The sequence below is a fragment of the Microcoleus vaginatus FACHB-2002 genome (assembly GCF_040004035.1).
Lineage (GTDB): Bacteria > Cyanobacteriota > Cyanobacteriia > Cyanobacteriales > Microcoleaceae > Microcoleus > Microcoleus vaginatus_C.
In genome coordinates this window covers 126,444-152,491 of sequence record NZ_JAMPLN010000004.1, presented here as the reverse complement: position 1 = coordinate 152,491, position 26,048 = coordinate 126,444, and the positions used below count along the sequence as shown (strand labels likewise).

General features: G+C 45.9%; 14 protein-coding genes and 2 tRNA genes. 8 read left to right on the top strand and 8 right to left on the bottom strand.

What is annotated here, in order from left to right:
- Positions 1-21 precede the first annotated feature (21 nt).
- From cysC to NDI35_RS05020, 5 genes are all read left to right on the top strand, one after another.
- Positions 22-546 carry an adenylyl-sulfate kinase gene (cysC, locus tag NDI35_RS05040; RefSeq protein WP_445311753.1) on the top strand — a complete coding sequence of 175 codons (525 nt, stop codon included), beginning with the start codon at positions 22-24 and terminating at the stop codon, positions 544-546.
- A 37-nt stretch (positions 547-583) separates the two neighbouring features.
- Complete coding sequence (locus NDI35_RS05035; RefSeq protein ID WP_445311752.1) at positions 584-2,305, top strand: polysaccharide biosynthesis/export family protein; 1,722 nt, start codon at positions 584-586, stop codon at positions 2,303-2,305.
- 143 nt (positions 2,306-2,448) lie between these two features.
- Positions 2,449-4,773: a GumC family protein gene (locus NDI35_RS05030; RefSeq protein ID WP_445311751.1), complete on the top strand. Its 2,325-nt coding sequence runs from the start codon at positions 2,449-2,451 to the stop codon at positions 4,771-4,773.
- A 422-nt stretch (positions 4,774-5,195) separates the two neighbouring features.
- Complete coding sequence (locus NDI35_RS05025) at positions 5,196-6,563, top strand: NAD-dependent succinate-semialdehyde dehydrogenase (protein ID WP_445311750.1); 1,368 nt, start codon at positions 5,196-5,198, stop codon at positions 6,561-6,563.
- A 144-nt stretch (positions 6,564-6,707) separates the two neighbouring features.
- Positions 6,708-8,345: an acetolactate synthase large subunit gene (locus tag NDI35_RS05020; protein ID WP_445311749.1), complete on the top strand. Its 1,638-nt coding sequence runs from the start codon at positions 6,708-6,710 to the stop codon at positions 8,343-8,345.
- A gap of 164 nt (positions 8,346-8,509) precedes the next feature.
- Here NDI35_RS05020 and NDI35_RS05015 read toward each other — a convergent pair whose 3' ends face one another.
- From NDI35_RS05015 to murA, 7 genes are all read right to left on the bottom strand, one after another.
- Positions 8,510-8,695, bottom strand: a complete 186-nt coding sequence (locus NDI35_RS05015; RefSeq protein ID WP_445311748.1) for a hypothetical protein — start codon at positions 8,693-8,695, stop codon at positions 8,510-8,512.
- 109 nt (positions 8,696-8,804) lie between these two features.
- Positions 8,805-9,680, bottom strand: a complete 876-nt coding sequence (locus NDI35_RS05010; RefSeq protein WP_445311889.1) for a DMT family transporter — start codon at positions 9,678-9,680, stop codon at positions 8,805-8,807.
- A gap of 280 nt (positions 9,681-9,960) precedes the next feature.
- On the bottom strand, positions 9,961-13,344 hold the full coding sequence (locus tag NDI35_RS05005; RefSeq protein WP_445311747.1) for a hypothetical protein: 3,384 nt from the start codon (positions 13,342-13,344) through the stop codon (positions 9,961-9,963).
- Positions 13,345-13,549: 205 nt separating this feature from the next.
- Positions 13,550-13,631, bottom strand: a tRNA-Leu gene (locus tag NDI35_RS05000).
- Between the two features lie 1,006 nt (positions 13,632-14,637).
- A tRNA-Leu gene (locus NDI35_RS04995) sits at positions 14,638-14,719 on the bottom strand.
- Positions 14,698-15,567: a M48 family metallopeptidase gene (locus NDI35_RS04990; protein WP_445311888.1), complete on the bottom strand. Its 870-nt coding sequence runs from the start codon at positions 15,565-15,567 to the stop codon at positions 14,698-14,700. The genes NDI35_RS04995 and NDI35_RS04990 overlap by 22 nt, the downstream gene beginning before the upstream one ends.
- A gap of 136 nt (positions 15,568-15,703) precedes the next feature.
- Positions 15,704-17,122: a UDP-N-acetylglucosamine 1-carboxyvinyltransferase gene (murA, locus tag NDI35_RS04985; RefSeq protein ID WP_445311746.1), complete on the bottom strand. Its 1,419-nt coding sequence runs from the start codon at positions 17,120-17,122 to the stop codon at positions 15,704-15,706.
- Between the two features lie 365 nt (positions 17,123-17,487).
- Between murA and smc the strand changes: the two genes are divergently transcribed.
- A complete protein-coding gene (gene smc, locus NDI35_RS04980) occupies positions 17,488-21,378 on the top strand; it encodes a chromosome segregation protein SMC (protein WP_445311745.1) in 3,891 nt (1,296 codons plus the stop codon).
- 68 nt (positions 21,379-21,446) lie between these two features.
- On the top strand, positions 21,447-22,466 hold the full coding sequence (locus tag NDI35_RS04975; RefSeq protein WP_445311744.1) for a PRC-barrel domain-containing protein: 1,020 nt from the start codon (positions 21,447-21,449) through the stop codon (positions 22,464-22,466).
- Positions 22,467-22,706: 240 nt separating this feature from the next.
- On the opposite strand, the gene NDI35_RS04970 is transcribed toward NDI35_RS04975, so the two are convergent.
- Positions 22,707-23,756, bottom strand: coding sequence for an SGNH/GDSL hydrolase family protein (locus NDI35_RS04970; RefSeq protein ID WP_445311743.1), 1,050 nt, complete (start codon positions 23,754-23,756; stop codon positions 22,707-22,709).
- A gap of 102 nt (positions 23,757-23,858) precedes the next feature.
- Here NDI35_RS04970 and NDI35_RS04965 point away from each other — a divergent pair, with 102 nt between their 5' ends.
- Entirely contained in the window at positions 23,859-26,039 is a 2,181-nt protein-coding gene (locus NDI35_RS04965) for a hypothetical protein (protein ID WP_445311742.1), read from the top strand.
- Positions 26,040-26,048: the final 9 nt, after the last annotated feature.

Here is a 26,048-nt window from a genome sequence, read left to right as displayed (position 1 = left end):
GTTAGTAATTAACGGCTGAAAATGGAAAAAGGTTTTATTTTGTGGTTTACCGGGCTGAGCGGTTCCGGCAAGACAACTATCAGCAAAGCTCTCGAACCCGAATTGAAGGCAAGAGGTTGCAAAGTTGAAATATTGGATGGAGATGTCGTTCGCACCAACTTGTCAAAAGGTTTGGGATTTAGCCAAGAAGACCGAGATACTAATATTCGGCGGATTGGATTTGTAGCTCACCTGCTGAGCCGCAATGGAGTAGCCGTAATGACCGCAGCTATTAGCCCCTACAGAGCAATTCGCGACGAAATTAGAGCAATGGAGCCCAATTTTGTTGAAGTATATATCACAGCGCCGTTAGAAGTGTGCGAAGGTCGCGATGTCAAGGGGCTATACGCTAAGGCGAGAGCAGGAGAAATTAAGGGTTTTACGGGAATTGACGATCCTTATGAAGAACCGCTCAATCCAGAGATTATTTGTTACACAGAGCGAGAAAGTGTGGAAGAGAGTGTTAAAAAAGTTCTAAGCAAGTTAGAACAGTTGGGTTACATTTGATGTTGGCGGGGTTGGATAAGGATAGGGGCAAAAAGCGATGGTGGTGAAAAGTTATTCGCGCGAGGTGCAACTTGAGAAAAAATCTCACCCTTCTGTCCCCTTCGCGGAGAGGGAAAGGGAAGAATTTCTCTCCTTTGCTGCAAGGAAAGGGGCTGAGGCAAAGGTTTCCAGCAAAAGCTGCAAGCTAAGTTATTGGGCAAGCAATGCTGTCAAAAGTTTAATAGCCCAAAGTTTAACAGTATCAGTGCTCGCGGCCGTGGGTTCATCTCCTGCGGCGGCCCAGTTTATGCCTCCTCCTCCTCCTCCTCCTGCTGATGGGGGTTCTCCTGTTCCTGTACCGGTACCGGCAGCGCCGGGATTTCCCGCAAGTGAACCTTCAAGTGTACGATCGGAAGTTTACACTTTAGGCGCGGGCGATCGTATTCAAATGGACATCTTCAACGTCCCGGAATACAGCGGCCCCAACGGTCAACACCAAGTACAGGCAGACGGTTCCCTGAATTTGCCGTTAATTGGCAGCGTTTCGGTGTACGGGATGACCCTAGAACAAGCTTCTAATGCTGTTAAAGACAAATACGGCAAATACCTTAAACGTCCCTGGATTACCTTGAAACTGCTGGCGCCGCGTCCTTTGCAAATTGCGATCGCGGGCGAAATCAACCGCCCCGGAGCCTATACAATATCCTCAGCAGCAGGCCCCGGAGGCACAGCAGAGCAAATGGGAACTCAAATGCCAACGATATCGCGGGCTCTGCGAATGGCCGGTGGAATTACCCAGTCAGCAGACGTGCGGCAAATCAAAATCCGCCGCCCCCAGCGCAACGCACCGGAACAAATTATTAGTGTGGATTTGTGGGAATTATTGCAAAACGGCGATTTGCGGGCCGATATGACTTTGCGCGACGGCGATACTATATTTATTCCCACGGTCACTAGCCTCAACCGCCAAGAAGCACCGACTTTAGCAGTAGCTAACATTACCGGACAAAGCACTCAACCAATTAATATTGCTGTGGTGGGCGAAGTAACTCGCCCCGGTACTTATACTTTGGCAAAAGAGGCTCAAAGTAGGGTACAAGAGAATGAAATGGGTGAAAATTCTGGTTTGTTTGCTGCCAGCGAAACCAACGGCGGGGAAAATGTTTTGCAGCAAACTGTAACGAGGGCAATTAAAATGGCTGGCGGCATTACGCCGGTAGCTGATATCAGACAAATACAAGTTCGCCGCCTGACGCGCGCGGGTACAGAACAAATTATTAATGTGAATTTGTGGCAACTTTTGGAAGGGGGAGATGTATCCCAAGATTTAGCGCTGCAACAGGGAGATACGGTAATCGTTCCCAAAGCCGAAAACCTTGATGAAACCCAAGACGAACAAGTTGCTAATTCTAATTTTTCACCGGATACGATTAGGGTGAACATTGTAGGAGAAGTCCTGAAACCCGGAGTGATTGCGGTGGTGCCCAACACAACTTTAAATCAAGCGCTGGTAGCAGCGGGAGGTTTTAATAAAGCGCGGGCCGAAATGGATTCGGTGAATTTAATTCGCCTCAATCCTAACGGCACCGTTTCGCAGCTAACTGTTAAGGTTGATTTTTCTGCAACTGCCAATGAAGAAACTAATCCCAAACTGAAAAATAATGATGTAATTATGGTAAGGCGATCGGGTCGCGCTACGTTCTCGGATAATGTAGGCGGGACTCTCGCTCCTCTCAGCCCGCTGTTAGGAATATTTCGGTTGTTCGATATTTTTCGGTGATTTGAATAGACTGGCATTAAGGCCTCAGAAACCAGGTTTCTAGAAAAAATTGCGGTTTGGTAATGAAATATCTAGAAATCAACCGGATTCCTGAAACTCTCCCACCAAGACAGACGTTTAAACTAATAAGTTGTAGAAATCAAATGAAACCAGGGAAACAATCTCAAGTAGCACTGTTTAATCATAAAAAAGCCGCTGATCTGCAAAAAATGTCTTCTGGGCTTTATGAAGAAGATCAATTTTTAGGCAGCAACAAAACCGAGGCAGAAGAGTTAAGTTTTTGGGAAGTTTGCCGCAGTCGCTCCATCTTAGTCATCGGCGTAGCAGCGGCAGTGACTACCGGAGTTTTCGCCTGGACACTGAATCAAAAAAGCGAGTACGAAGGGCGCTTTCAATTATTAGTAGAACCAGCGGTTACGCAAAATACTTTAGCAAAAATCTACTCCGGTGAGCTGAAACTGCAACCAGCGGCCCCCGCGACCCAAGAAAAGGGCGGTTTTGACTACGAATCCCAAATTCAAGTTTTGCAAAGTCCGCAAGTAATGGCGCCGATTATTAAAGAGTTGCAGGCTAAGTATCCCGAAATAAATTACAATTACCTTTTGAACCAAAAAGCAGATAATTTGCCGTTTTCTCAGGAAACCAGGCTGTCAATTAATCGGTTCAAAAATACCAAAATTATCGAAGTTAGATATCGGGATTATGACCCGAAAAAAATTCAGTTTGTTTTGGAAAAAGTTGCGTTAGGATACCGCAACTACAGCGTGCAAGATACCACCACTCAAATTAGTCAGACTCTAGATTTTGTAAAATCGAAAATTCCCAACCAGCAAAAGCGCCAACAAGTTCTGCAAACAGAAATTCAAAAATTGCGGCAGCAGTACAATTTCATCGACCCGCAAATTCAAACGCAACAACTCGCGCAGCAAATCAGTGAACTTCAAACGCAAAGATTGGAAGCGCAAACGCAGCTCAATCAGCAGAGATTGCTCTATTCCAATCTGCAAAATCAGCTCGGACTGAACCAGCAGCAAGCGCTGATGGCATCGGCTCTGAGTCAAGCTCCCCGCTATCAAGGGATGCTGACTCAATTGCAGCAATTAGAAGGACAAATTGCGATTAACTCGGCTACGTTTACAGACGAAACTCCGCAAATGCAATTGTTGCGAGAACAGCGCAAGAACCTGATTCCTTTGTTGAAGAAAGAAGCCCAACAAGTTCTGGGAACTGATTTGGCTAAGGTAAGTTCACAAGTGCTGGCTTTTCAAGATCCGGTGCGGATTAAATTAATCGAGCAGTTTATCGGTACTGCTAATTTAATTCAGGTGCTGGGCGTGCGGAATCAAGTTTTGGAACAAGCTGCTAAGCAGTTGAATCAATACTCTCAAAAATTCCCGGTGATTTTGCGGCGCTATTCCGATTTGCAGCGCGAGTTGGATTTAACTAACAATACGCTGAATGGTTTGCTGGCAAAACAGCAAGCTTTGCAGCTTGAAGCTGTGGGTAAAAAAGAGGTGGCTTGGGAAGTTATTGCTAAGCCGGAAATTCCGCGCTACAAAAATGGCGAGTTGATGGCTGTTGCTCCGATTATGCCTTTGAATTTGGCTTTGGGGGGATTGGCTGGTTTGCTGTTCGGTATGCTGGCGGCGCAGTTGGCGGAACGGTTTAAAAATAAAACCGTGTTCCAAACTCCAGAGGATGTCAAACAGTCGATTCGCCTGCCTTTGTTGGGGGTAATTCCTGCTAGCGATAAAATTTTGAGACTTCCTCCTGCTGAGACAAGCCCGGTGGATGTGGCAATTTCGCCGATGCCGACGGATGCTTTTCAGGAAGCTTTTCGATCGCTCAATGCTAATATTCGCTTATTAAACCTTGAGACTCCAATCAATTCTTGTGTAATTACTTCTTGTCAAGTAGGTGACGGCAAGTCTACGGTAGCAGTAAATCTGGCGCGGGCAGCGGCTGCAATGGGGCAGCAAGTGCTGTTGGTGGATGGGGATTTGCGGCGCCCGCAGGTACACGAAATGCTGGGTTTACCGAATTGGCAAGGCTTGCACAATGTGATCGCGGATGATGTGGATGTGCAACAGGTGATTTTGCGATCGCCCCGCGATGAAAATTTGTTTGTGTTAACTTCCGGCCCGGTTCCTCTCGATCCCACAAAGGTGCTTTCTTCCCGAAAAATGCAGCATTTAATGGCAGCTTTGTCAAGTCATTTTGACTTAGTTATTTACGATACTGCGCCGCTTTTAGGTTTGGCGGATGCGAATTTGTTGGCAGCTCACACTAATGGATTGATGCTGGTAGTAGGGCTGCATCAAACTGAGCGGGAGGCGCTGGTGTTGGCTTTTGAAGATTTGAAAATGGCGGGAATTCCGCTGTTGGGAATGGTGGCGAATAACGATAAAGGCAGCAGGTATTACTATCAGTCTTACGTGCAGGATTACGTCCAGGAACAGTCTGTTTGAGGGAGAGGAAGTGAGAAATGTGTAATGGAACAGGCCGTCCGGTCTGTTCTTGAGAATGCAAGGCGGGCGGGACACCAGACAAGATATTTCATCCATCTTGCACCATTAATTGTGAATAAAGCTTTCAGGGGCGGGCGGGACGCCCCACAAGAACCTTTAACTTTTGTGGAACAGGCCGGAAAGCTGGTTCTTGAGATTTGTGCGTGATTTCAGAAAGACAAATTTTCTTAAGATTTGCGATCGAGACTGTGAACTATAATTAAAAGTAGAGAAATTTAAACAAATCGCGGCACTTGCAAGTTGGCAAGACCTGAAAGAAAACGTGGCTGGTAAATTCCTATTTTGTAATACCTTGATACAACTCCCTGCCTAGGCTGAAAACTAGCAGGGAGTTTTGTGTTTTTCACACAGGAGATAAAACCATGGCTATTGCTACTATCAACCCGGCAACGGGAGAGACGCTGAAAACTTTCGAGCAGATCGCGGATGAGGTAATAGAAGCTAAGCTGGAATTAGCACAGCAAGCTTTTAAAAAATACCGCCAACTGCCGTTTGAGCAGAGAGCCCTGTGGATGCAGAAAGCTGCGGATATCTTGGAGCGAGATCGCGAAATTTACGCTGAAATGATGACCCTGGAAATGGGCAAAACGCTCAAATCTGCGATCGGCGAAGTGGAAAAATGCGCCTTAGTTTGTCGCTATTACGCCAAAAATGCCGCTCAATTTATGGCAGACGTACCGGCAACCACTGACGCTAGCAGCAGCTTTGTCCGCTACCAACCACTAGGGGCTATTTTAGCCGTCATGCCGTGGAATTTCCCATTTTGGCAAGTTTTTCGGTTTGCGGCGCCAGCACTGATGGCGGGCAATGTCGGCTTGCTCAAACACGCTTCCAACGTGCCGCAGTGCGCTTTAAAAATCGAAGAAATTTTTACGCTTGCTGGCTTTCCCGAAGGAGTTTTCCAAACTTTGTTAGTCGGCGCCGACAAAGTAGCCGATATCGTTGGGGACGATCGTATAAAAGCAGCAACTCTCACCGGTAGCGAACCAGCGGGTGAAAGTTTGGCAGCAAATGCAGGCAAAAATTTGAAAAAAGTAGTGCTGGAATTGGGAGGAAGCGACCCATTTATTGTGATGTCCAGCGCCGATGTAGCAGCAGCTTTATCAACTGCTGTGACATCCCGGATGCTCAATAACGGTCAATCTTGTATCGCAGCCAAACGCTTTATTTTAGCAGAAGAGATTGCCGACGAATTCATCACAGGATTTGTCGAAAAATTCGAGCAATTAAAAGTAGGCGATCCGATGTTGCCAGAAACCGATATCGGCCCTTTAGCTACTCCCGCAATCCTCAAAGACTTGGACAATCAAGTGCAAACCTGCGTCCAATCGGGAGCAAAACTTCTGACAGGTGGCCGCCCATTGTCAGAGAAGGCCGGCAATTTCTACTTGCCAACTATTCTGGCAGACATTCCGCCGAATGCCTCTGCCCGTCAAGAAGAATTTTTCGGGCCCGTAGCTTTAGTATTCCGAGTTGCAGGCATCGATGAGGCGATCGCTCTCGCAAATAGCACATCTTTTGGCTTGGGTGCCTCAGCTTGGACTACAGTAAACTCAGAGAGCGATCGCTTTATTTCCGAACTAGAGGCCGGCGCGGTATTCATCAACGGTTTAGTAAAATCCGACCCGAGATTGCCCTTCGGCGGCATCAAACGCTCCGGTTACGGACGCGAATTGAGCATCCAAGGAATGCACGAATTTGTTAACATAAAAACAGTGTGGGTGAAATAAGCTCCCACTCTATCAACCGATCGCACGAATCTACATAAGTCTGCGTTTATCTGCGTTTACCTGCGGTTAAAAATTCCCATTTAGTATTTTTGCGATCGGTTTAAAAAGACCACAAACCCCCATTAACCGAGGAGAGAAACGGAAATGAACACAGCTCAACTATTGGTAAAATGTTTAGAAAATGAAGGCGTCGAATACGTCTTCGGACTTCCTGGAGAAGAAAATTTAGAAATTCTAGAAGCCCTGAGAAACTCTTCAATTAAATTTATTACTACTCGCCACGAACAAGGCGCCGCTTTCATGGCCGACGTTTACGGTCGTCTCACCGGCAAAGCCGGCGTTTGCTTGTCCACCTTGGGCCCCGGCGCAACTAACTTAATGACAGGAGTTGCTGACGCTAACTTAGACGGCGCTCCTTTAATAGCAATTACCGGACAAGTGGGCACAGACAGGATGCACATAGAATCGCACCAATATTTAGATTTGGTCGCCATGTTTGAGCCAGTTACTAAGTGGAATGCTCAAATTGTTCGCCCCAGCACGACGGCAGAAATTGTCCGCAAAGCTTTTAAAGTAGCTCAAAGTGAAAAGCCGGGATCTGTTCACATTGACTTACCTGAAAACATCGCAGCAATGCCGGCTGAAGGAAATCCGCTCACCAAAGACAACCGCGAAAAAACTTTTGGCGCTTACCAAAGTTTGAATAAAGCCGCTGTGGCAATTTCCAAGGCAAAAAGCCCTCTGCTTTTAGTAGGAAACGGCGCGATCCGCGCTAACGCCAGCGATGCTTTGACACAATTTGCTACTCGATTGAATATTCCTGTAGCTAATACTTTCATGGGCAAGGGTGTAATTCCTTACACTCATCCTTTGGCCCTGTGGACGACGGGATTGCAAAAACGGGATTATATTAGCTGTGCTTTTGAAGAAACGGATTTAGTGATTGCTGTTGGCTACGATTTGATTGAATATTCCCCGAAAAAGTGGAATCCAGAAGGAAAAATTCCGATTATTCACATTGGATCTTTGCCAGCAGAAATTGACAGCAGTTATATTCCTCTTATAGAAGTTGTGGGAGATATTTCTGATTCCCTCAATGAAATTTTGCAGCGTGCCGATCGCATGGAGAAAGTAGACCCTTTTGCTAAGCAATTGCGGGCGGATATTCGCGCTGGGTACGAACAATATGCAGCCGACGACGGTTTCCCGATCAAGCCACAAAAACTCATTTACGATTTGCGGCAAGTCCTGGGCCCGGAAGATATTCTTATATCTGATGTGGGAGCTCACAAAATGTGGATCGCGCGGCACTATCATTGCGATCGCCCGAATACCTGTTTGATTTCCAACGGCTTTGCGGCGATGGGAATTGCGATTCCGGGTGCGGTGGCTGCAAAACTCGTTTATCCCGATCGCAAAGTAATAGCAGCCACCGGCGACGGCGGTTTTATGATGAACTGTCAAGAGTTAGAAACTGCTTTGCGAGTCGGTACTAATTTTGTGACGCTGATCTTTAATGATGGCGGTTACGGGTTAATTGAATGGAAGCAGCAAGATTATTTTGGTCATTCCGATTTCGTCAAATTTGGCAATCCCGATTTTGTGAAATTTGCTGAAAGTATGGGTTTAAAAGGCTATCGAGTGGAAGCTGCAACCGATTTAATTCCGATTCTGAAAGAAGCCCTGGCTCAAGATGTCCCTTGCGTGATTGATTGTCCGGTAGACTATCGAGAAAATGCGCGTTTCAGTCAATTATCTGGGGATATGAGTTGCAATTTGTAAGAGTAGCTAGAGCCCCGGCTTCTTTAAGAAGTCGGGGCTCCAATAATGGACGTTCTTCGAGATAGAGTTTTGTAGCTTGTTTAAGATTGGCGATCGCTTCTTCTATGGTTTTGCATTGATACACTGTGCCGACTTCTGGACATCCGGCAATGTACTTCTGCCAATTATTTTACCCAAGTATGAGAAGCATAAATCACTTCCTCTTCCTTCTCGCGATCGGTTGCAATTTGCTTCTCAATCTCTCCGTAGAGTTTTGTTTCCACTTGTCGGAGTTGTGATATCAAATCCGGTAGCATCGGAATTAATATTACCCACTGCTTTCGAGACGGCGCCGTGCCTAATCGAGTCAACAGTTAACACTCAACCATTCAGTTTTCCGACCCGCCCGTCAACAGTCAACAGTCAACAGTCAACAGTCAACAATCATTCCGGTGGCACCGGAATTGATATCAAATCTAATCACTTCAAACCCAATAATAAGGCGATTCCGCCGATCGCACCCACTACCCCCAAAACAGCCCGAATGCTCACTTTTTCGCCCGCCAGCACCGCTAAAGGCAGTATAAATAGGGGACTGGTCGCACTGAGTGTTTGAGCGATTGCTGCGGGTGCATATTTCAGTGAAGTCTGTTGCAGGGAAATTCCGAGATAGGTTCCTAAAAAAGCTGCCAGAATTATTGTAGCTAATATTTTTTGGGATTTTAATTGTTTGAAACTGTCAAGGTTTGTTGGCTTCAAAAAGCACAGCATGACTGCCATACCACCGCTCAAACGCAACGCCGCCGTCCACAGGGGATCTATATCTATTTGAGTGAAGGCGGCGCGGGATAAAATTGCTCCAACGGCGTGGGTTGTTTGTCCTAATAAACTAATACCTAATCCCTGCCAAAGATGTTTTGATGATAAGGTTGTTTCGGCTGTTCGTTCTGCAATTACCCACGCTACGCCGCAGATTGTTAAAAGAATGCCAGTACAAGCAATGGGCGATAACTTTTCTTGCAAAAATATTAAGCCCAATAAAGCTGTTAAAGGGGGAGAAAGGGTTTCTAAAAGCAGCGTTCGTCTCGCGCCTAAATATTTTAATACGATAAAGAAAGCGGTGTCTCCGATGCCAATTCCTAGGCCGCCACTAATCAGCAGCATTGCTAAAATATTAGGGTTGATTGCGGGTAAGGGTTTACCTAAAATTATTACAGTGGCAAGGAGCATGAAAAGGGCGATCGCACCTTTGAGCAAATTTAGCACGACTGCGGGGATTTGCTGTCCCACTCGCTGCCAGATGGTGGAAGATAGAGCCCAGACAAATGCAGCGCCTAAAGCGGCGATTTCACCCATAAAATCTGTTGACTGTTGACTGTTGACTGTTAATGGTTGACTGTTGACTGTTGTCATTAGTTACCAATTTGCAATTCCCGATGCCCGATTCCCCATGCCATATAAATTAGGGTTCCCGGTGGCCTACCTGGAACCCTAATTTATATGGCTTTTTTAGCAGTGGGCGGTGAACATAAATCAATACCATCATGTCCGAATAGAGGAACGAAGCAATTCGCTTGCAGTTTGGGATTGCTTCGTTCCTTTCTTCGGACACCCAAGATATATGTCTACCTACTGATTAACCTTGTGGTAATCCCGGAGATTGCGTAGGTTGAAATTGTGACCGCATATCTGTTCTTACCCAAGAACTAAAACGATCGGGACGAACGCATTCAGCATTATCTAATTCGTCTTTGAGTTTATTGGCGAAAGATTCAAACATATCCACTAAAGCCTGACGATCTGTTAAGCAACCTTGGAGAGCAATAAGTTGTTCCAGCGTCCAGTTATACAGTTGAGTGTCCCCTTGTTCAATGCGTAAATAGAACTGATTCTCAAACTGTGCCAGATTAGAGTAGAAGTTCTCAACTTCTGACTTGATCAAGTTCATATCTAGGTAGAATTGTTGCTGTTTCAATTCTGCAAAAATCGTATTTTTGATGTTCTGCGTGAAGTTTTGGTTCAGCTCATTTTTGACGATAGCAGAGACATCATTACGGAAGTTGAGAATCTTGTTATCCAAGCTAGTATTAATGCGATTGTCAAGATCATTGACAATATTAGTAGTCACTAACTGCACATTGTGATTGCTAGATTGATTAACCACTGTATTGATGCGTTGATCCATGTTAGCTTCAATCTGCTGAATGACCAGATTTTTAATGTTTTGGCTTTGGTCAGCAATTTTGAGATTAACTACCGCATTAATCCGCTGATCTATGTCGTGTTGAATTTGCTGAACAATTTGAGTGTTAATATCTTGAGATAGATTAGACACTTTGAGGTTCACGACATTATCGATGCGTTGATCGATGTAAGTTTGCATTTGCTGAATCACCAGATTCTTCACATTCTGGGTTTGATCGGAAATCTTGATGCTCACCACATTCTCAACACGCTGATCGATAGTATGTTGGAGTTGCTGAATTACCTGATTAGTAATCTCTTGAGATTGATTGGCGATTTGGACATTAACGGAGTTACTAATGCGCTCATCAATATCAGCCGACATTTGATTAATTACCTGGGTATTAATCTCTGTAGACTGATTGGCAATTTTGATGTTAACTACATTCTCAATCCGTTGCTCAAGTTCAGTTTGCATTTGCTGAACTACGAGGTTCTTAACTTCTTGAGTCTGATTAGACACTTTGAGATTAACGACGGACTCAACACGCTCATTGAGTTCGGTTTGCATTTGTTGCAGCACTAAGTGTTTAATCTCTTGGGTTTGTTCAGAGATTCTTAAATTCACCTGCTCACTAACAATGCGGGGGATTCGGGAAATAAATAAGTCGTTGAGATTTTTGTTGAAGTACCCCGACCAATTGTGGAAATTCTGATTAAAACTAACTTCCATTTGTTGGGTAAGAGTCTTCAGCATAAACTCCAGCCGTGCTACCTTCATCCCTAAGTCTTTAGCTTGAGTTTGATAGCCTTTAAGCAGCCATTTTTCCAAATTGTCCCAATAAGCTTCTTTTTTCTCGTTCGGATCACCTGTTACTGTAATGGAACTATTGATTTGGGCTGCCATTTGCTGCCACATTTGTTCCATCTGATCTTGGTCAAAACTGAAGTTAAATCCACTGCTAATATCGATATTTTCAGTCCCCGAGCTAGTTGTACCACCAGTGGTAACTGCTGTACTACTAGAGCTAGTTGTACCACCAGTGGTAACTGGTATACCACCAGAGCTAGTTGTGCTACCACCAGTCGTAACTCGTGTACCACCAGAGCTAGTTGTACCACCCGTGGTAACTGCTGTACCACCAGAGCTAGTTGTGCTACCACCACCCACTACACTAACAGTGCTTCCGCTGCTGCCCATACCAGGTTGTAGTGATGACTGTGCATATTCTTGGGCTACTTCTAGATCACTGATGTTGTTGATTTCTAAAACAACTTGCCCTTCGTTATCTTCTATGTATGTATCAAAAAAGAAGCCGGAGAGGGTGGTTTTTTGTTTGACTTCAAAAATAACGTCATCTTTGAAGCCATTTAAGGAACACCAACTTTCGCTAAGTTCAATTCCTGTCAACTTGGAGATAAATTTTCCCCCTTGAATCAACAGTAACGCCCAAGGCTCTAATTGGAAATTTTTGGCTTCTGCTCCATAAGTGGCATTGCTTTCCCGAATCTTGACGCGATAGTTCCCTGGGGCTAACTCGATAGAATTAGCATTGGCTTTTTTAAGAGTGGAGAGATAATTGCCATCCAGGGAATAGCAGTTTTCCTTGCTATCAACGGTTAAAGTTTGGGGGTTAAACTGTTGATTGCCAGTGATTGAAACAGTGACTTGTCCTTGATTATCACCACTATAGGTATCAAAGAATAAAGCACAGACTACAGCTTTTTCTTTGATGTCTAACTGCAATTTGTCGTTATAGCCGTTTAAAGTTGCCCAAGTTGCACCTGTCTCAACACCTGTCTTTGTGTTGATAAAGGTACTGTCATCAAGTCCATAAATCCAGAGAAAAACAAAAGGCTCAGCGACGGTATTGTCGGCACTATAACTGTAGCTACCACTGGTAATTTGGATGTCAAAAGTTCCTTTGTCTAATGTCAGAGACTTAGCAACATTTTGTTGCAAGCTATTCATCTGAGCGCTATTGATAACGTAACAGTTTTCTTTGGTATCAATCGTTAACAGTTTCATAGTTTCCTCACCCGTTGTAGTAGTTGTTTGTGGAGCTTGTGTAGCTTGAGTGTTAACTTTTGAAGTGACGGTTTCGCTCACTTCTGTTGCTGGTTGATAAACCGCAATTCCTGCCCAACGACCGCTAGGCTTGGTTTGAGCCACTAATGTGCCTTTACCTGTCTTGGTATTAATGCGGATTAATTGACCGTCTTTCCCCAAGTTAAAAAATCTGCCCGTAACGCCATAAAGGACATTGCCAACAAATTCCATACTGCCAATACCAGGAAATCCGGTATCACCAATAGTTTTAACTTCGCTAGTATCGAGATTGCATCTAGCAAGTAATTTCTTCTTTTCGTAGCCAATTAATGTGATATATGCTATGCCCTTGCTATCAAAGGCAACTTCGCCACAGTTGTAGTCTTTATTAGCTACGGTAGCTACTGGTGTACCTTTTCCTGTTTTGAGATCAAGGGCAATCAGTTGTTTAGCTGTGGTGGCATGAAGGGTTTGACGTTGGGCATTATAAGCCAAGCCGGCTGTAGCAAAGCCCGTATCCCCAATGACAGCCGTATCGCCCGTTTTGATGTCAATTTTTACGAGCTGCGTTGTGTCGCCTTCTCGATCGATGCCATAGAGTTGTGAATCAACAAAGGCAATATCATACACTTCTGTAATGATCTCACCGATGAATGTTGCTTTACCTGTGGCTAAATCAAGAGTATACAGTTTACTTAACTGATTTGAGACACAATCCTGGATATAAACTGTGCCTGGAACGATAGCTAAATCCACAGAAGGTATATTGCTTGCCTGATTACTCATCTTTTTCTGTTTTTATTACATAAAAAAGCAGACGAAAGTAACAGTGCGGTTGGTCATCAGTTATTTCAACTGATTTTGGGAAAATACTCGGCTAGCAACGACAGCCACCAGCGAGTGCGAGATAAAGTGATGAGAGATGCAGTTGGAGCTGCTTGGCTATTAAGCACAGAGCGCTTTATTAAGACATCACTAGCTTTCCTCGCAGTGGGCGGGGAGAGAATCGAACTCTCATACCTTTCGGTGTCAGATTTTGAGTCTGATGCGTCTACCAATTTCGCCACCCGCCCTTTTTGGTTTCACCATAATAATAGACCGATCGCTTTCTTCCAAGCAAAGATTCATAATCTTTTAAACTTGCCCAGCCATCGATCTCTCTGGCGCGCTATACTGGTACAGGATGGGACAACTGAGCCGTCTGAGCTTGTTTGAGCATATCTCCGAGTTGAGTGGTGCTGAGCTCGTCGTAGGCTCGCGCCTGCGCCAAAAACTCGTCTACATTCAGTTTTTGGTAATCACTTAATGTGATATCTGCTATTAGACTTGTTTTGCCAAACAGTTAAGAAATCATAATCGAGGTTGCTGATGACGGTATTTCCCTTAGTGCTGATAAACTCAGCATCTGCTAGAATTGGTCGCAAGTTTGACCGCTCCGGGGATGACTATTAGTCTATCTAGAAGGGTAGATAATTTTTTTTTTAGTAATAAAGCGTAACATCTTTCTGTATCCGCTCAATAATCCGGGGTAAATCGCTCAACGATGCACCTCAAATGACGCAAAATCGTTCCTGAGTGGGTAGTCCGCCCCGAATTATTGAGCCGATACATCTTTCTCATCTTTCAGTGGTGCGAAGTCAGCAGCAACGAGCATTTTATCGAGATCGTACTCGCTCCATGCCATAGAGTTGTGAATCAACAAAGGCAATATCATAAACTTCTGTAATGATCTCACCGATGAAGGTTGCTTTACCTGTTGCTAAATCAAGAGTATACAGTTTACTTAACTGATTCGAGACACAATCTTGGAGATAAACTGTGCCTGGAACCATAGCTAAATCCACAGAAGGTATATTGCTTGCCTCCTTACTCATCTTTTTCTGTTTTTATTACATAAAAAAGAAGACCAAAGTAATAGTGCGGTTGGTCATGAGTTATTTCAACTGAAGTTCGGAAAATACTCGGCTACCAACCACAGCCACCAGGAAGGGGGAGATCAAGTGATGAGATATGCACTTGGAGCTACTGGGCTACCTAGCACACAGTTGTTTATTAATACATCACTAGCTTTTTTAGCAGTGGGCGGGGAGAGAATCGAACTCTCATACCTTTCGGTGTCAGATTTTGAGTCTGATGCGTCTACCAATTTCGCCACCCGCCCTTTTGGGTTTCACCATCATAACACACCGATCGATTTCCTGCAAGCAAAGATTCATAATCTTTTGAACTTGCCCAGCGATCGATCTCTCTGGCGCGCAATACTGGTACAGGATGGGACAACTGAGCCGTCTGAGCTTGTTTGAGCATTTCTCCCAGTTGAGTGCTGCTGAGGTCGTCGTAGGCCCGCGCCTGCGCCAAAAACGCATCGACATTCAGTTTCGGAGCTAAAGTCGGTGAACCTCCGGCCAGTTTCATCAACAGCGATGCTACCACTTTTGGGTCTTGGGTGGCGAGCAAGGCGGCGCGATCGCACGTAAATTCCGCACACCGCAACCATTCCAACATTTGCGCCTGCAAACCCTGCGCGAGCACGGTTCCCACAGGGGAAATTTGACCGGCGGCCAACACAATCAAATTAGCCAGAGTCAGGTAAACTCCGTGCTCGCACTTCAAATGCCCCAACTCGTGAGCAATTACTGCCTTAACTTCCTCCTCTGTGAGCAAATCAATCAGAGAAGTGTGCATCACCACAAAAGGCTGTTTTCCCCGCATCGCAAAGGTGTAAGCATTTGGCATCGGATGCTGGCGGACATAAAGCTGCGGCGGCTCCAAATCAAGAGTTTTGCAGGCATCCAACAGCAATTGATGGAGGTGGGGCAATTGATTTTCGCCGACTTGGACGCTGGAAGCCAGATTTTCCAGCATGAAAAACTGTTCGCCAAGTTGTCCCAGCAACTGCCGCACGATCAAATCCAGGCCGGGCAGTTGTTTGAGAGTGCTGGTAGCTTCCAAGTCTAGCGGGTGGCGAAACTGGTCTGCTTTCAAACCGATGAGCGGTATGTTCGACATTTTAGTCAGTTGGGAATGGGGAATTGGGAATTGGGAATTGGGCATGGGGCATGGGGAATTGGGCATGGGGAATTCTTTTGCTTCTTCCTTTTTTCCTCTTCCTTCTTCCTTCTTCCTTCTTCCTTCTTCCTTCTGACTACTTTAAACTCGATCGCACGGGATTGACAGGAGCCTCAGCAGTCGCCGGGTCTGTACCCTCTTTGACCCGCCGCAACTTAGCTCCCAATTTTTGCAGTTTCACCTCTAACTGCTCGTAGCCGCGGTCTAAATGCTGCAAGCTGCTGATGGTGGTGACACCATCGGCTGCAAGTCCCGCTAACACTAACGCCGCCGAAGCCCGCAAATCTGTTGCCACGACAGGCGCACCCGACAGCCGCGACACTCCCCGCACAATCGCTACATTGCCTTTAAGGCGAATGTCTGCGCCCATGCGGTTGAGCTCTGCTACGTGGCGCAAGCGATTCTCAAACACGGTTTCTTTGATCAAGCTGTCGCCTTCGCTCAGCGTCAGCAAAGCCATAAACTGAGCTTGCATATCTGTGGGGAAACCGGGATAAGGCAGAGTTTCGATGTCTGTGGCCGAGTGAGTTTGGCCGGGAACTATCCGCAAAATGTCGGGGGATTCTGCAATAATTTTGGCCCCAATTGTCTGCAATTTGGCAATGACTGCGGTCAGGTGGTCGGGAATTACCGGCGACAAACTGATTTCCGAGTGAGTGATGGCTCCTGCTACTAAAAATGTTCCGGCTTCAATGCGATCGGGAATAATTGAATAGTCTACCGCGTGCAGCTTGGGAACTCCCGAAATGACGATCGTATTCGTGCCGGCGCCTTGAATTTTTGCTCCCATTGCGCGGCAGAAATTCGCCAAATCTGCGACTTCCGGCTCTTGAGCCGCATTTTCAATCACGGTTTCTCCTTCAGCCAGAGTCGCTGCCATCATCAAAGTTTCAGTTGCGCCAACGCTGGGGTAGTCCAAATAAATTTTGGCTCCTTTCAGGCGGCGGTTCGGCCCTTTGACGTAAGCGTGAACCGTGCCGTGGTCGATGTGGACTTCGGCGCCGAGGGCTTGCAGACCGCGAACGTGGAGTTCAACGGGTCGGGCACCGATGGCGCACCCACCGGGCAAGGGCACTTTGGCAAATCCCAAACGCGCTACCAGCGGCCCGATGATGAAGAAGCTCGCCCGCAGTTGGCTGACTAATTCGTAGGGGGCTTGAGCGTCTATGAGGTTGCTGGCGTTGATGTCTAAAACGTCCCCGTTCTGCTGTAATTTGACTCCTACAGCCGAGAGAATTTGCCCCATGCGGGCGACATCGACTAGACCGGGAACGTTGCGGAGACGGCAATCCTCTGGGCATAGCAGGGCTCCTGCCATGACGACTAAGGCCGAGTTTTTGGCGCCGCTGATTTTAACGTGTCCTTTAAGGGGTTCGCGACCCCAAATTTGTAATACTTGTTGTTCGTCGCTTTCAGGTGAAGCTGGCAGGTTAGATGAGTTCTGAGCTGGTGTAATGGGTTTGCCCTCCATAATGCGCTTCGTTACTTTATACATTATTAATTTTGGTTCGATTTTACCGGAAAGTTTTTATATGTCTAGGGGTAACATTAGGAATTGCGGGAATTATATTTACTGGAATTCGCTCTGGGCATGGCTTTCATGTTTAATCCCACAAATAATGTCGATCGCGTCTCATGAACTTATCTGTATCAAAATTTACGTTCATTTGTAGCGCTCGCTCGGATCTCAGATGTTGTACCTTTGTCAACGATCTTTTTAAGTAAAAGCCGACTCGGTTGTTGACAAAGGTGTAAGATATCGGTTCGATCGACAATGCCAGAAAGTTAACACATTGTCGATCGCCCTATTGCCTGTGCTACCCTGTGACAACAACCTAGAGCCAAAGCTACTCCTAGCATATGGTTCACATTAAACGGATCGAACTGACGAACTTTAAATCTTTTGGCGGCACGACGGCCATTCCCGTGCTGCCCGGTTTTACTGTGGTTTCCGGGCCCAACGGTTCTGGGAAGTCGAACATCCTCGACGCTTTGCTGTTTTGTCTCGGACTTTCGAGTTCTAAGGGAATGCGAGCTGAACGTTTGCCGGATTTGGTGAACAGCGCCCAAAACAAACGCGGTACGATCGAAGCTAGTGTGACTGCGACTTTTGCGCTGGAAGATGTGGGGGAGGAATGGTTCGCCCAGGATGAAGATGAGGATGAAAATGCAGCAGATGAGTTATCTGTTGAAGCCGAGGAAGTGGAAGGGATAGAAATTGCCGAAACTCTAGACAACAACGGCCAATCATCTCCTGTCAATCAAAAATCGCCTCTATCTATTGAAGAAGTCGAAGGGATAGAAACTGCCGAAACTCTAGACAACAACGGACAATCACTTCCTGTCAATCGAAAATCCAAAATCCAAAATCCAAAATCGGATGAGTTATCTGTTGAAGACGTAGAAGAGATTGAAATCGCAGCAACTCAAGACAACAACGGACAACTACTCGCTACTAATAAAAAATCCAAAATCCAAAATCCAAAATCGGATGAGTGGAGTGTGACGCGCAAACTTCGGGTAACTCGCCAAGGTACTTACACTTCAACTTATTACATTAACGGTCAACCTTGCACGCTGACTCAACTTCACGAACAACTCAACCGCTTGCGAATTTATCCCGAAGGCTATAATGTCGTGCTGCAAGGAGACGTTACCAGCATTATTTCGATGAATTCTAAGGAACGCAGAGAAATCATTGACGAATTAGCTGGTGTGGCTCAGTTCGATCGCAAAATCTCTTTAGCTAGGCAGAAGTTGGATGAAGTTAAGGAGGTGGAAGAACGCAGCAGGATTGTGGAAAAAGAGCTGATTTCTCAGCGCGATAGGCTGGCTTCCGATCGCACAAAAGCGGAAAAATATCAAAAATTACGGGCGGAATTTCAAGAAAAATCGCAGTGGGAAATTGTGCTGAAATTCCGGCAATTACAGCAGCAAGAATGGAAGCTGCGAGAACAAATCGAAATGGGCGATCGCACTTCGGCATCTCTCACCGAACAACTGCAAACAATTAGCACCCAAATTCAAGCAGCAACCGCCGAACTTGACGCCCTGAATGCCCGCGTTAAAGCTTTGGGGGAGTCAGAATTGTTGGCTTTGCAAGCGACGATTGCGACTCAGGAAGCGGAACGGCGACAACTGCAAAACCGCAAACAGGATTTGGAAACAACTGCTGGGCAAATGGCGGCTAACATAGCACAAACCGAGGAAGAAGTTCGACAATTTAAGCAAAGTTTGGAGCAAATAGAGATTGAAATATCTTATGTTAAGTCTCAAATAGGAAGTTTGCAGGAACAGCGGGACGCAGCCCAGCAAAGTTTAGATGAAAATCGGGAAGTTGCAAATGCGATCGCCTCCACGGCAGAAGCTTGGGTACAGCAGCAAACGGAACTGCACCGCCAAATCGAAACAATTCAGCAAACTTTGGAACCGCAGCGTACAGAACAAGCTACTATTGGCGAAAGAGCCGATCGCCTGCAAAGTCAAATTCAAGAACAAAACCAATCGCTGCAAGTATTGGAACAGGAAATTGCAGCGAAAAAAGAGCAGCAATCTCGCCTTGGGGAAACCAAAGGCATGGCATCTTTGCAAGTAGAATCGCTGAATCAGATTTTAGTCGAAGCCGAACAAGAATTGCAACTGCAACAGGAAACTCAAACTCGTTTGTTGGAAGAACAGCGGGAAAGACAGCGCAAATTAGACAAACTAGAAGTGCAGTTTCAAGCACTGCAAGAAGCGACGGGAACGTTTACGGCAAAAATTGTCGCGCAAAGCGGAATTGGCGGAGTTTGTGGCTTGGTGGCTCAACTGGGCAGGGTAGAACCGCGCTATCAGTTGGCCCTGGAAATTGCTGCAGGCGGCCGCATGGGAAATATGGTGGTGGAAGATGACAGCGTGGCTGCTGCTGCGATCGAATTGCTGAAACAAAAACGGGCGGGAAGGATGACGTTTTTGCCTTTGAATAAGATTAGAGGCGGCAGGTATTCGGTGAATGAAAATTTGCGGCGCGCGGCTGGGTTTGTGGATGCCGCTGTTAATTTGATTGATTGCGATTCGCGGTATCAGGAAATTTTTGCTTACGTTTTTGGCAGTACGGTTGTGTTTAGCAACCTCAGCGACGCCCGCCGCTATTTGGGACAGTACCGGATTGTCACTTTGGACGGGGAAATTTTGGAAACTAGCGGGGCGATGACTGGGGGAAGTTCTACTAACAGATCAACCTTGCATTTTGGCACGGTTGAGGCTAGCGAGGCTGCTAGTGAAGCGCGGACGATCGCATCTCTGCAAGAAAGGTTGGAGGAAATTGAGCGGATTTTGGAACGGTGCAAAATAGCGATCGACCGCGCGTCTGTTGCAGTCAAAACTCGCAGCCAAGAATTGATGGAAGCAAAACAGAATTTGCGCGAAAATCAGTTGCGCTTGGAACAGTTGGATTCAGAAATTAAGAATTTGCAAGCGCAACAGGAACAAGTGCGATCGCAAATTGCCAAAAATACACAGGAATTAACTAATTCGCGATCGAGATTGCAGTTGCTGGAACGAGAATTGCCCGCACAGGAAACTCAATTGCAGCAGTACCGGCAAACTTTGGCGCAGTTGGAAGAGTCGAACAGTCACAGCGAATGGCAGCAAATGCAATCGAGTTTGCGCGCTCTCGAAGCGCAGCTCCAAGAGCGAGAATTGGCTCTGAGAAACGTCCAGCAGCGCCTTGTAGACTTGGAAAATCAATTCGGGCGTTTGGAAGAGAAAATTAAGGAAGGTAGTGAGAAATTGCAGGAATGGCAAGTGCAGCAAAACGCGGGGGCGGATGCACTCGATTCCATTGTTTCGCAGCAGTTAGAACTCGATGGACAAATTGCGGAAGCTAAGGCGGCTTTGGGGGAAATTGAGGAAAAATTGGGCGTGCAGAAGGGAGAGCGCGATCGGGCGGAATCTCAATTGCGAGAACAGCATTTAGCCAAACAGCAGTTACAATGGCAGTTGCAAAAACTCCACGAAACTCAGCAAGAACGCCGGGAACAATTGGCCGCAATCCGCACTCTATTGGAAACGCAGCGGGCGGAAATGCCCGACCCGGTGCCGTCGATTCCTGAAAATGTCGAGAAAGCCAATTTGACGGAATTGCAGCAAGAAGTAAAGGCGATCGCCAAACGCATTCAAGCTTTAGAACCAGTCAATATGCTAGCCTTGGAAGAGTACAACCGCACTCAAGAACGCCTTCAAGAATTGAGTCAAAAATTGACGACATTGGAAGGAGAACGCACTGAACTGCTGTTGAGAATCGAAAATTTTACCACACTCAGGCGGCGCGCTTTTAAGGAAGCTTTCGACGCGGTTAACGAGAACTTCCAGACTATCTTTGCGGAACTTTCCGAAGGCGATGGCTATCTCCAGCTAGATGACCAGGAAGACCCCTTCAGCAGCGGCTTGAATTTGGTGGCTCACCCGAAGGGCAAACCCGTACAGCGGCTGGCTTCCATGTCTGGAGGCGAAAAGTCGTTGACGGCGCTGAGTTTTATTTTTGCGCTGCAACGCTACCGCCCGTCTACGTTTTACGCTTTTGATGAAGTGGATATGTTTCTAGATGGGGCAAATGTGGAGCGATTAGCTAGAATGATAAAACGACAGTCTGAACAAGCCCAGTTTATTGTTGTGAGTTTGCGGCGACCTATGATTCAATCGGCTGAGCGTACAATTGGTGTTACTCAAGCACGGGGAGCTTATACTCAAGTCATAGGACTGAAGTTGTAGTCCCGGAGTTTATGTTAACGCTCGTGTTGAGTGATATATGTACTTAATAAATCAGGATTAAAGTTAGAATGACATCCGAACAAATCTGCCAACGCTCCGACCTTCTCGGCACTCAAGTCATCACCCGCGACAGAGGTAAACGCTTGGGGGTGGTTAGTCAATTGTGGGTGGACATCGATCGGCGGGAAGTTGTGGCGATCGGTCTGCGTGATAATATATTCGCGGTCGCTGGAATGCCGAAGTTTATGTTCCTCAGCAATGTCAGTGAAATCGGCGACGTGCTGTTGGTGGAAGATGAGAGCGCGATCGAAGATGATGTTGATGTTGAAGTCTACAGCATTTTGATTAACAGCGAAGTTATTACCGAAACCGGCGAACTTTTGGGTAGAGTGCGGGGCTTTAGGTTCGACCCCGAAGACGGTAAGTTAGTTTCTATAATTATCGCTTCCTTGGGAATCCCCCAAATCCCCGACCAAGTTCTCAGCACTTACGAGTTGGGGATTGAAGAAATTGTCAGCAGCGGCCCGAATCGCTTGATTGTGTTTGAAGGTTCCGAGGAAAGGCTCAGGCAGCTTAGTGTAGGTTTGCTGGAGCGCGTTGGTTTGGGCCAAGCACCTTGGGAACGAGAAGAGGACGACCCAGGTTATTATCCGAAACCCGTGGCGACGGGAAATCAATTGGGTCCGGGCGTGCGGATACCTGCACCGGAAATGCGAAGCCGGGTAGCCGCGCCTGCGGTGGAGGAAGTTCCTTGGGATGAGGATTTAGAGTGGAATCGGCCTGCGGTTCGCCAGCCTCCGATGCGCGCGGTGCAGGTTCAGCAGCAGCAAATCGAGGATTACGAGGATTACGAAGAGGATAATTGGGGCGGCGAGGAGGACGATTACGAGGAGGAGGAGTACGAGGAGAAGCCGCAATACACTCGCCCTGAGATTTCTCGCCCGAAGCAGCCGGTGGTGGAGTACGAGGATGATGTGGAGGCTGATGCTTGGGCTGACGATGAGGCACCGAAGCCTTACCAGGCTCCTCGGGTGAATATCCCTGAGAAAACTAAGACTCCTGAGTATGAGGAGGAGCCTGGTTATTAGGAATTAATCTATCGGTTGGGCGGGAGCGGGTTTACGAGATTGTTTGTTTTAGACATAGATAATTGGTGAAATCCGCCCCTACAATTGCCTGTAGGGGCGGGTTTTACAAACAATATTTGAGGTTCACAAACAATTTAGATAAACCCGCCCCCACACAGCCGATAATCTAGATTAACCTGATGTTTGAGATCATGGAAAAAAATGTAGATTCCGATTATTCGTTGGGCGGGGGCGGGTTTATTATATTGTTGGTCTTACGCCGATATGGTTGGTGAAACCCGCCCCTTGCAAAAAACCTTCCAGCTTTTCTGCATATTGCCGATTCGCGATCGCACTTGGATGAATGTCATGAGGTAAATTATTATTGGCAGGTATTTTCAAATCAACCGAAATATCCGTTGTAGCAATTCCCTCCTGACTTAACTCCCCCAACATCTTAGCAGAACCCGCATTAATTCCCGCCACAACTAACTTAACACCATTAGCCTCAGCCACACGGTTAAACTCTTTAATAATTGCCTGAGAAACCTCATGACTTCTATACAATCCCTCTTCAAATTGATTGTAATTAACCTCCAAAAAATGGCTTAATGCAGAAACCCGCATCAGCGGGAATTCGCGATATTCAAGTTTTGCCATCTTGTAGGTAAAATTATTTTCTCCATTCAGCCTAGCATCGGGCTGGAATAAAATACCGAGTTTATTCCAAGCAGCCATTTGCTTTCTTCTCGCCCTTAACAAAGTATTGCGGCGGTCATGAAATCCCGCATAAGCAATCACCGCAATTTTGGGTTTATTTGCTTGTTTGAGTGCTTCTTTGAATTGAATCAACGAGTGCAGCGTGCCGTAGCCGTTAACTCCAAAATTAACTATTTCATATTGGGGTAATTTCTCTTGCAGCAACCAAGCATAAGTTTCGCTGTCATTCAATGACCAACCGTAGGTAAAAGAACAGCCAAATATCCAAAATTCAGGTTTTTTTGAGGATTGATTGTAAGTAGTGAGTGGATGTGTTATTCTGAGACTATTATTGAGATGAGTTGCATTAAATGAGTAATTGCCGTTAAGTATCACCTTGAATTTTCCCGGAAAATGCTTGTAGCCAAGTTCCGAGTCTTTGGTAAAAAAGTTACCTTTTGGTTCGACCGCAACATCAACATTTTCTATTTGCCAGGGTTTGTATCCCGCAACTCGCAAGACAATTTCAGCCGTGGTGGTGGATAAAAAAATTGGAAAAATTAGATATGTTATTAATCTGAAAATAGAGGTTTTAATAAAGTCTTTTTTCATAATTTATCGTAGATACTGTTTTAAGGTAAGTTAACGAACCGCGAAGGGCGCAAAGCAAGAGATAAAGAGGAAGTTTAGGAGTTATTTAGGGTTGCTAGACTGATGGGATTATTTGATGTTGTTTCTTTTAAATTGCCTCGCAAGTTTCTGATTGATGGGTTTTTCTTGTTTTTAGTTGTTCTCGTCACAGTGGCAGTAACATCAATCTATGTATCTAGGGAACATACTTTTTATTGGTGGGATTACGCGGGATACAATACCGCTACAGTCAACACGGCAAATTTATTTCGAGACTCACCAGATAAAGCATGGCGCGGAGTTATAGAATCGCTATCTAAGGAAAAAAACCTGTTAATTTCTCTGCCGTTAATGCCGTTTATTCTCTTATTTGGCGAGTCTCGGCTGAGTTACATTCTCAGCGTATCCCTGATTTATGTGCTGCCGTTTCGCCTGTTGCTGGGGGCAATTTCTGCAAAGCTAATCCCAGTTTATCCCCGCCGGGTGTTTTGGTTAACTGTGCTGCTGAGTTTATTAATTCCGATGAGTTGGATACCGACTCTGCGGGGATATCTGGATACTGGCGGCTGTGTGTTTGTAGCCTTGGCAATTTTGGTTTATTTGCAGGATGTTAAGCTGAAATCTTGGTGGAAAATCCCATTAATTGGGTTTTTGCTGGCGGCGGCGATTTTGTTGCGGCGTCATTTTGCTTATAGTGCGATCGCATTTTTTGGTGCAGCGAGTTTACAGGCTTTCATCGAATTTATTGTACTAATATACCCTGGGAAATGGGCATTTTCGTCTTCAAAAGACAAGGACGCGGCACTGCCGTTTCCCTACAGATGCTTGTTTGAATCCGGCATCAAATTGGGTTTTATAGCTGCAACTAGCTTGACTATTTTAATGTTGGTAGCGGGAGATTTTACTCGCAGTGCTCTGACGGTTGACTACCGCAATTTGTATGTCGCTTGGAGTTTGCCTGTAAATGATATTTTAACTCGTTATGCTGATTTTTACGGTTTGGGAACTTGGCTGCTGGTACTGATTGGTTTTTCTGCGGGAATTCTCGCCCGAATCCTGGTTCCGGCGGCGGTTATTTTTGTTTCTTTGTTTGGGGTTCTGTCGCTGATTGAATGGCTGTTAGTGTTGCGTTACGGCTACTTGCACTATACAATTCATATTACACCGATCGCACTTTTGGGACTCTCCACATTTTTCTGGACAACTTGGCTGACACTCAAGGGAAAAGTTCGGTATTTCATGCTGGGCGCCGCGGGTTTGTACCTGGTTTTGAATGCCGCAGTCGGGTTAATTCCTCTCAAAATTGATTTGTCAAGACTGTTTATGGCTAATTTTCCCCCGTTAGTGCGATCGGACTACGACGAAGTTGTAAAATTAGTAGAGTTTCTGCGAAAATTAGCACCGAATGAAGAACCAATTTATATTGTCGGTGCTTCTAACAATTTCAATGCTAACATACTCAGGCAAGCTAACCGAAAATTAAACCCGCCGGAGGGTTGGTGGAAATTAAATACAATCGGGAGGCCGCAAATTGACTCGCGCGATACTTACCCGCTACCGGAGTTGTTGCAGGCACAATATGCGGTGGTTGCTGTACCTTTTCAGCAGGTGTTACCGACTGACGAACAAGTTTTGCGATCGCACGAACAAGATGTTGTTAAAGTTGTGTACGATGCCTTTACTCAAAAGTGGGAAATTTCCCGCGATTTCCAATTGCTACCGGAACAGTTTAAGCTAGAAAACGGCGTGACTGTCAGCGTTTACCGGAGGATGCGGCCGACTGATACAGCAACGGCAGTTAGAACTCTGGAGGCGATGCAGCGACAAATAGGCGATCGACCTGGTACACAGTTAGATTGGATTAGTTTGCATCAGTCAATCTACACAAGTGCCAATTATTCAGTAACTCAAGAATCGGATAACCTCTATAAAATTGTAACTCATCCAATTAAAAATAGCAAGAAACTCGATACATCTTTCCTGTATTTAGGTTCCATTTCAGACAAAGCGAAAGTTACTGGTCAACTCAATTTACCGAACCAACAATGTCCGGCAGTTGCCCTGCTCTTGACTTTGTGGGACAAGCAAGGTAAATTAATAGACTCAGCAGAGATGGCTTATAGTCACAAAAGTGCGATCGGCTTAAATCTATTAGTTGAGGGCAAAAATCCCATTTATCTGCTGCTTGAGGTATTGAGTAGCAGCAAACAGGATTTAACAAACCAATGCCGACTGGAGATTAACAATTTAGCTGTCAGTAGGTAAGTTGAACCG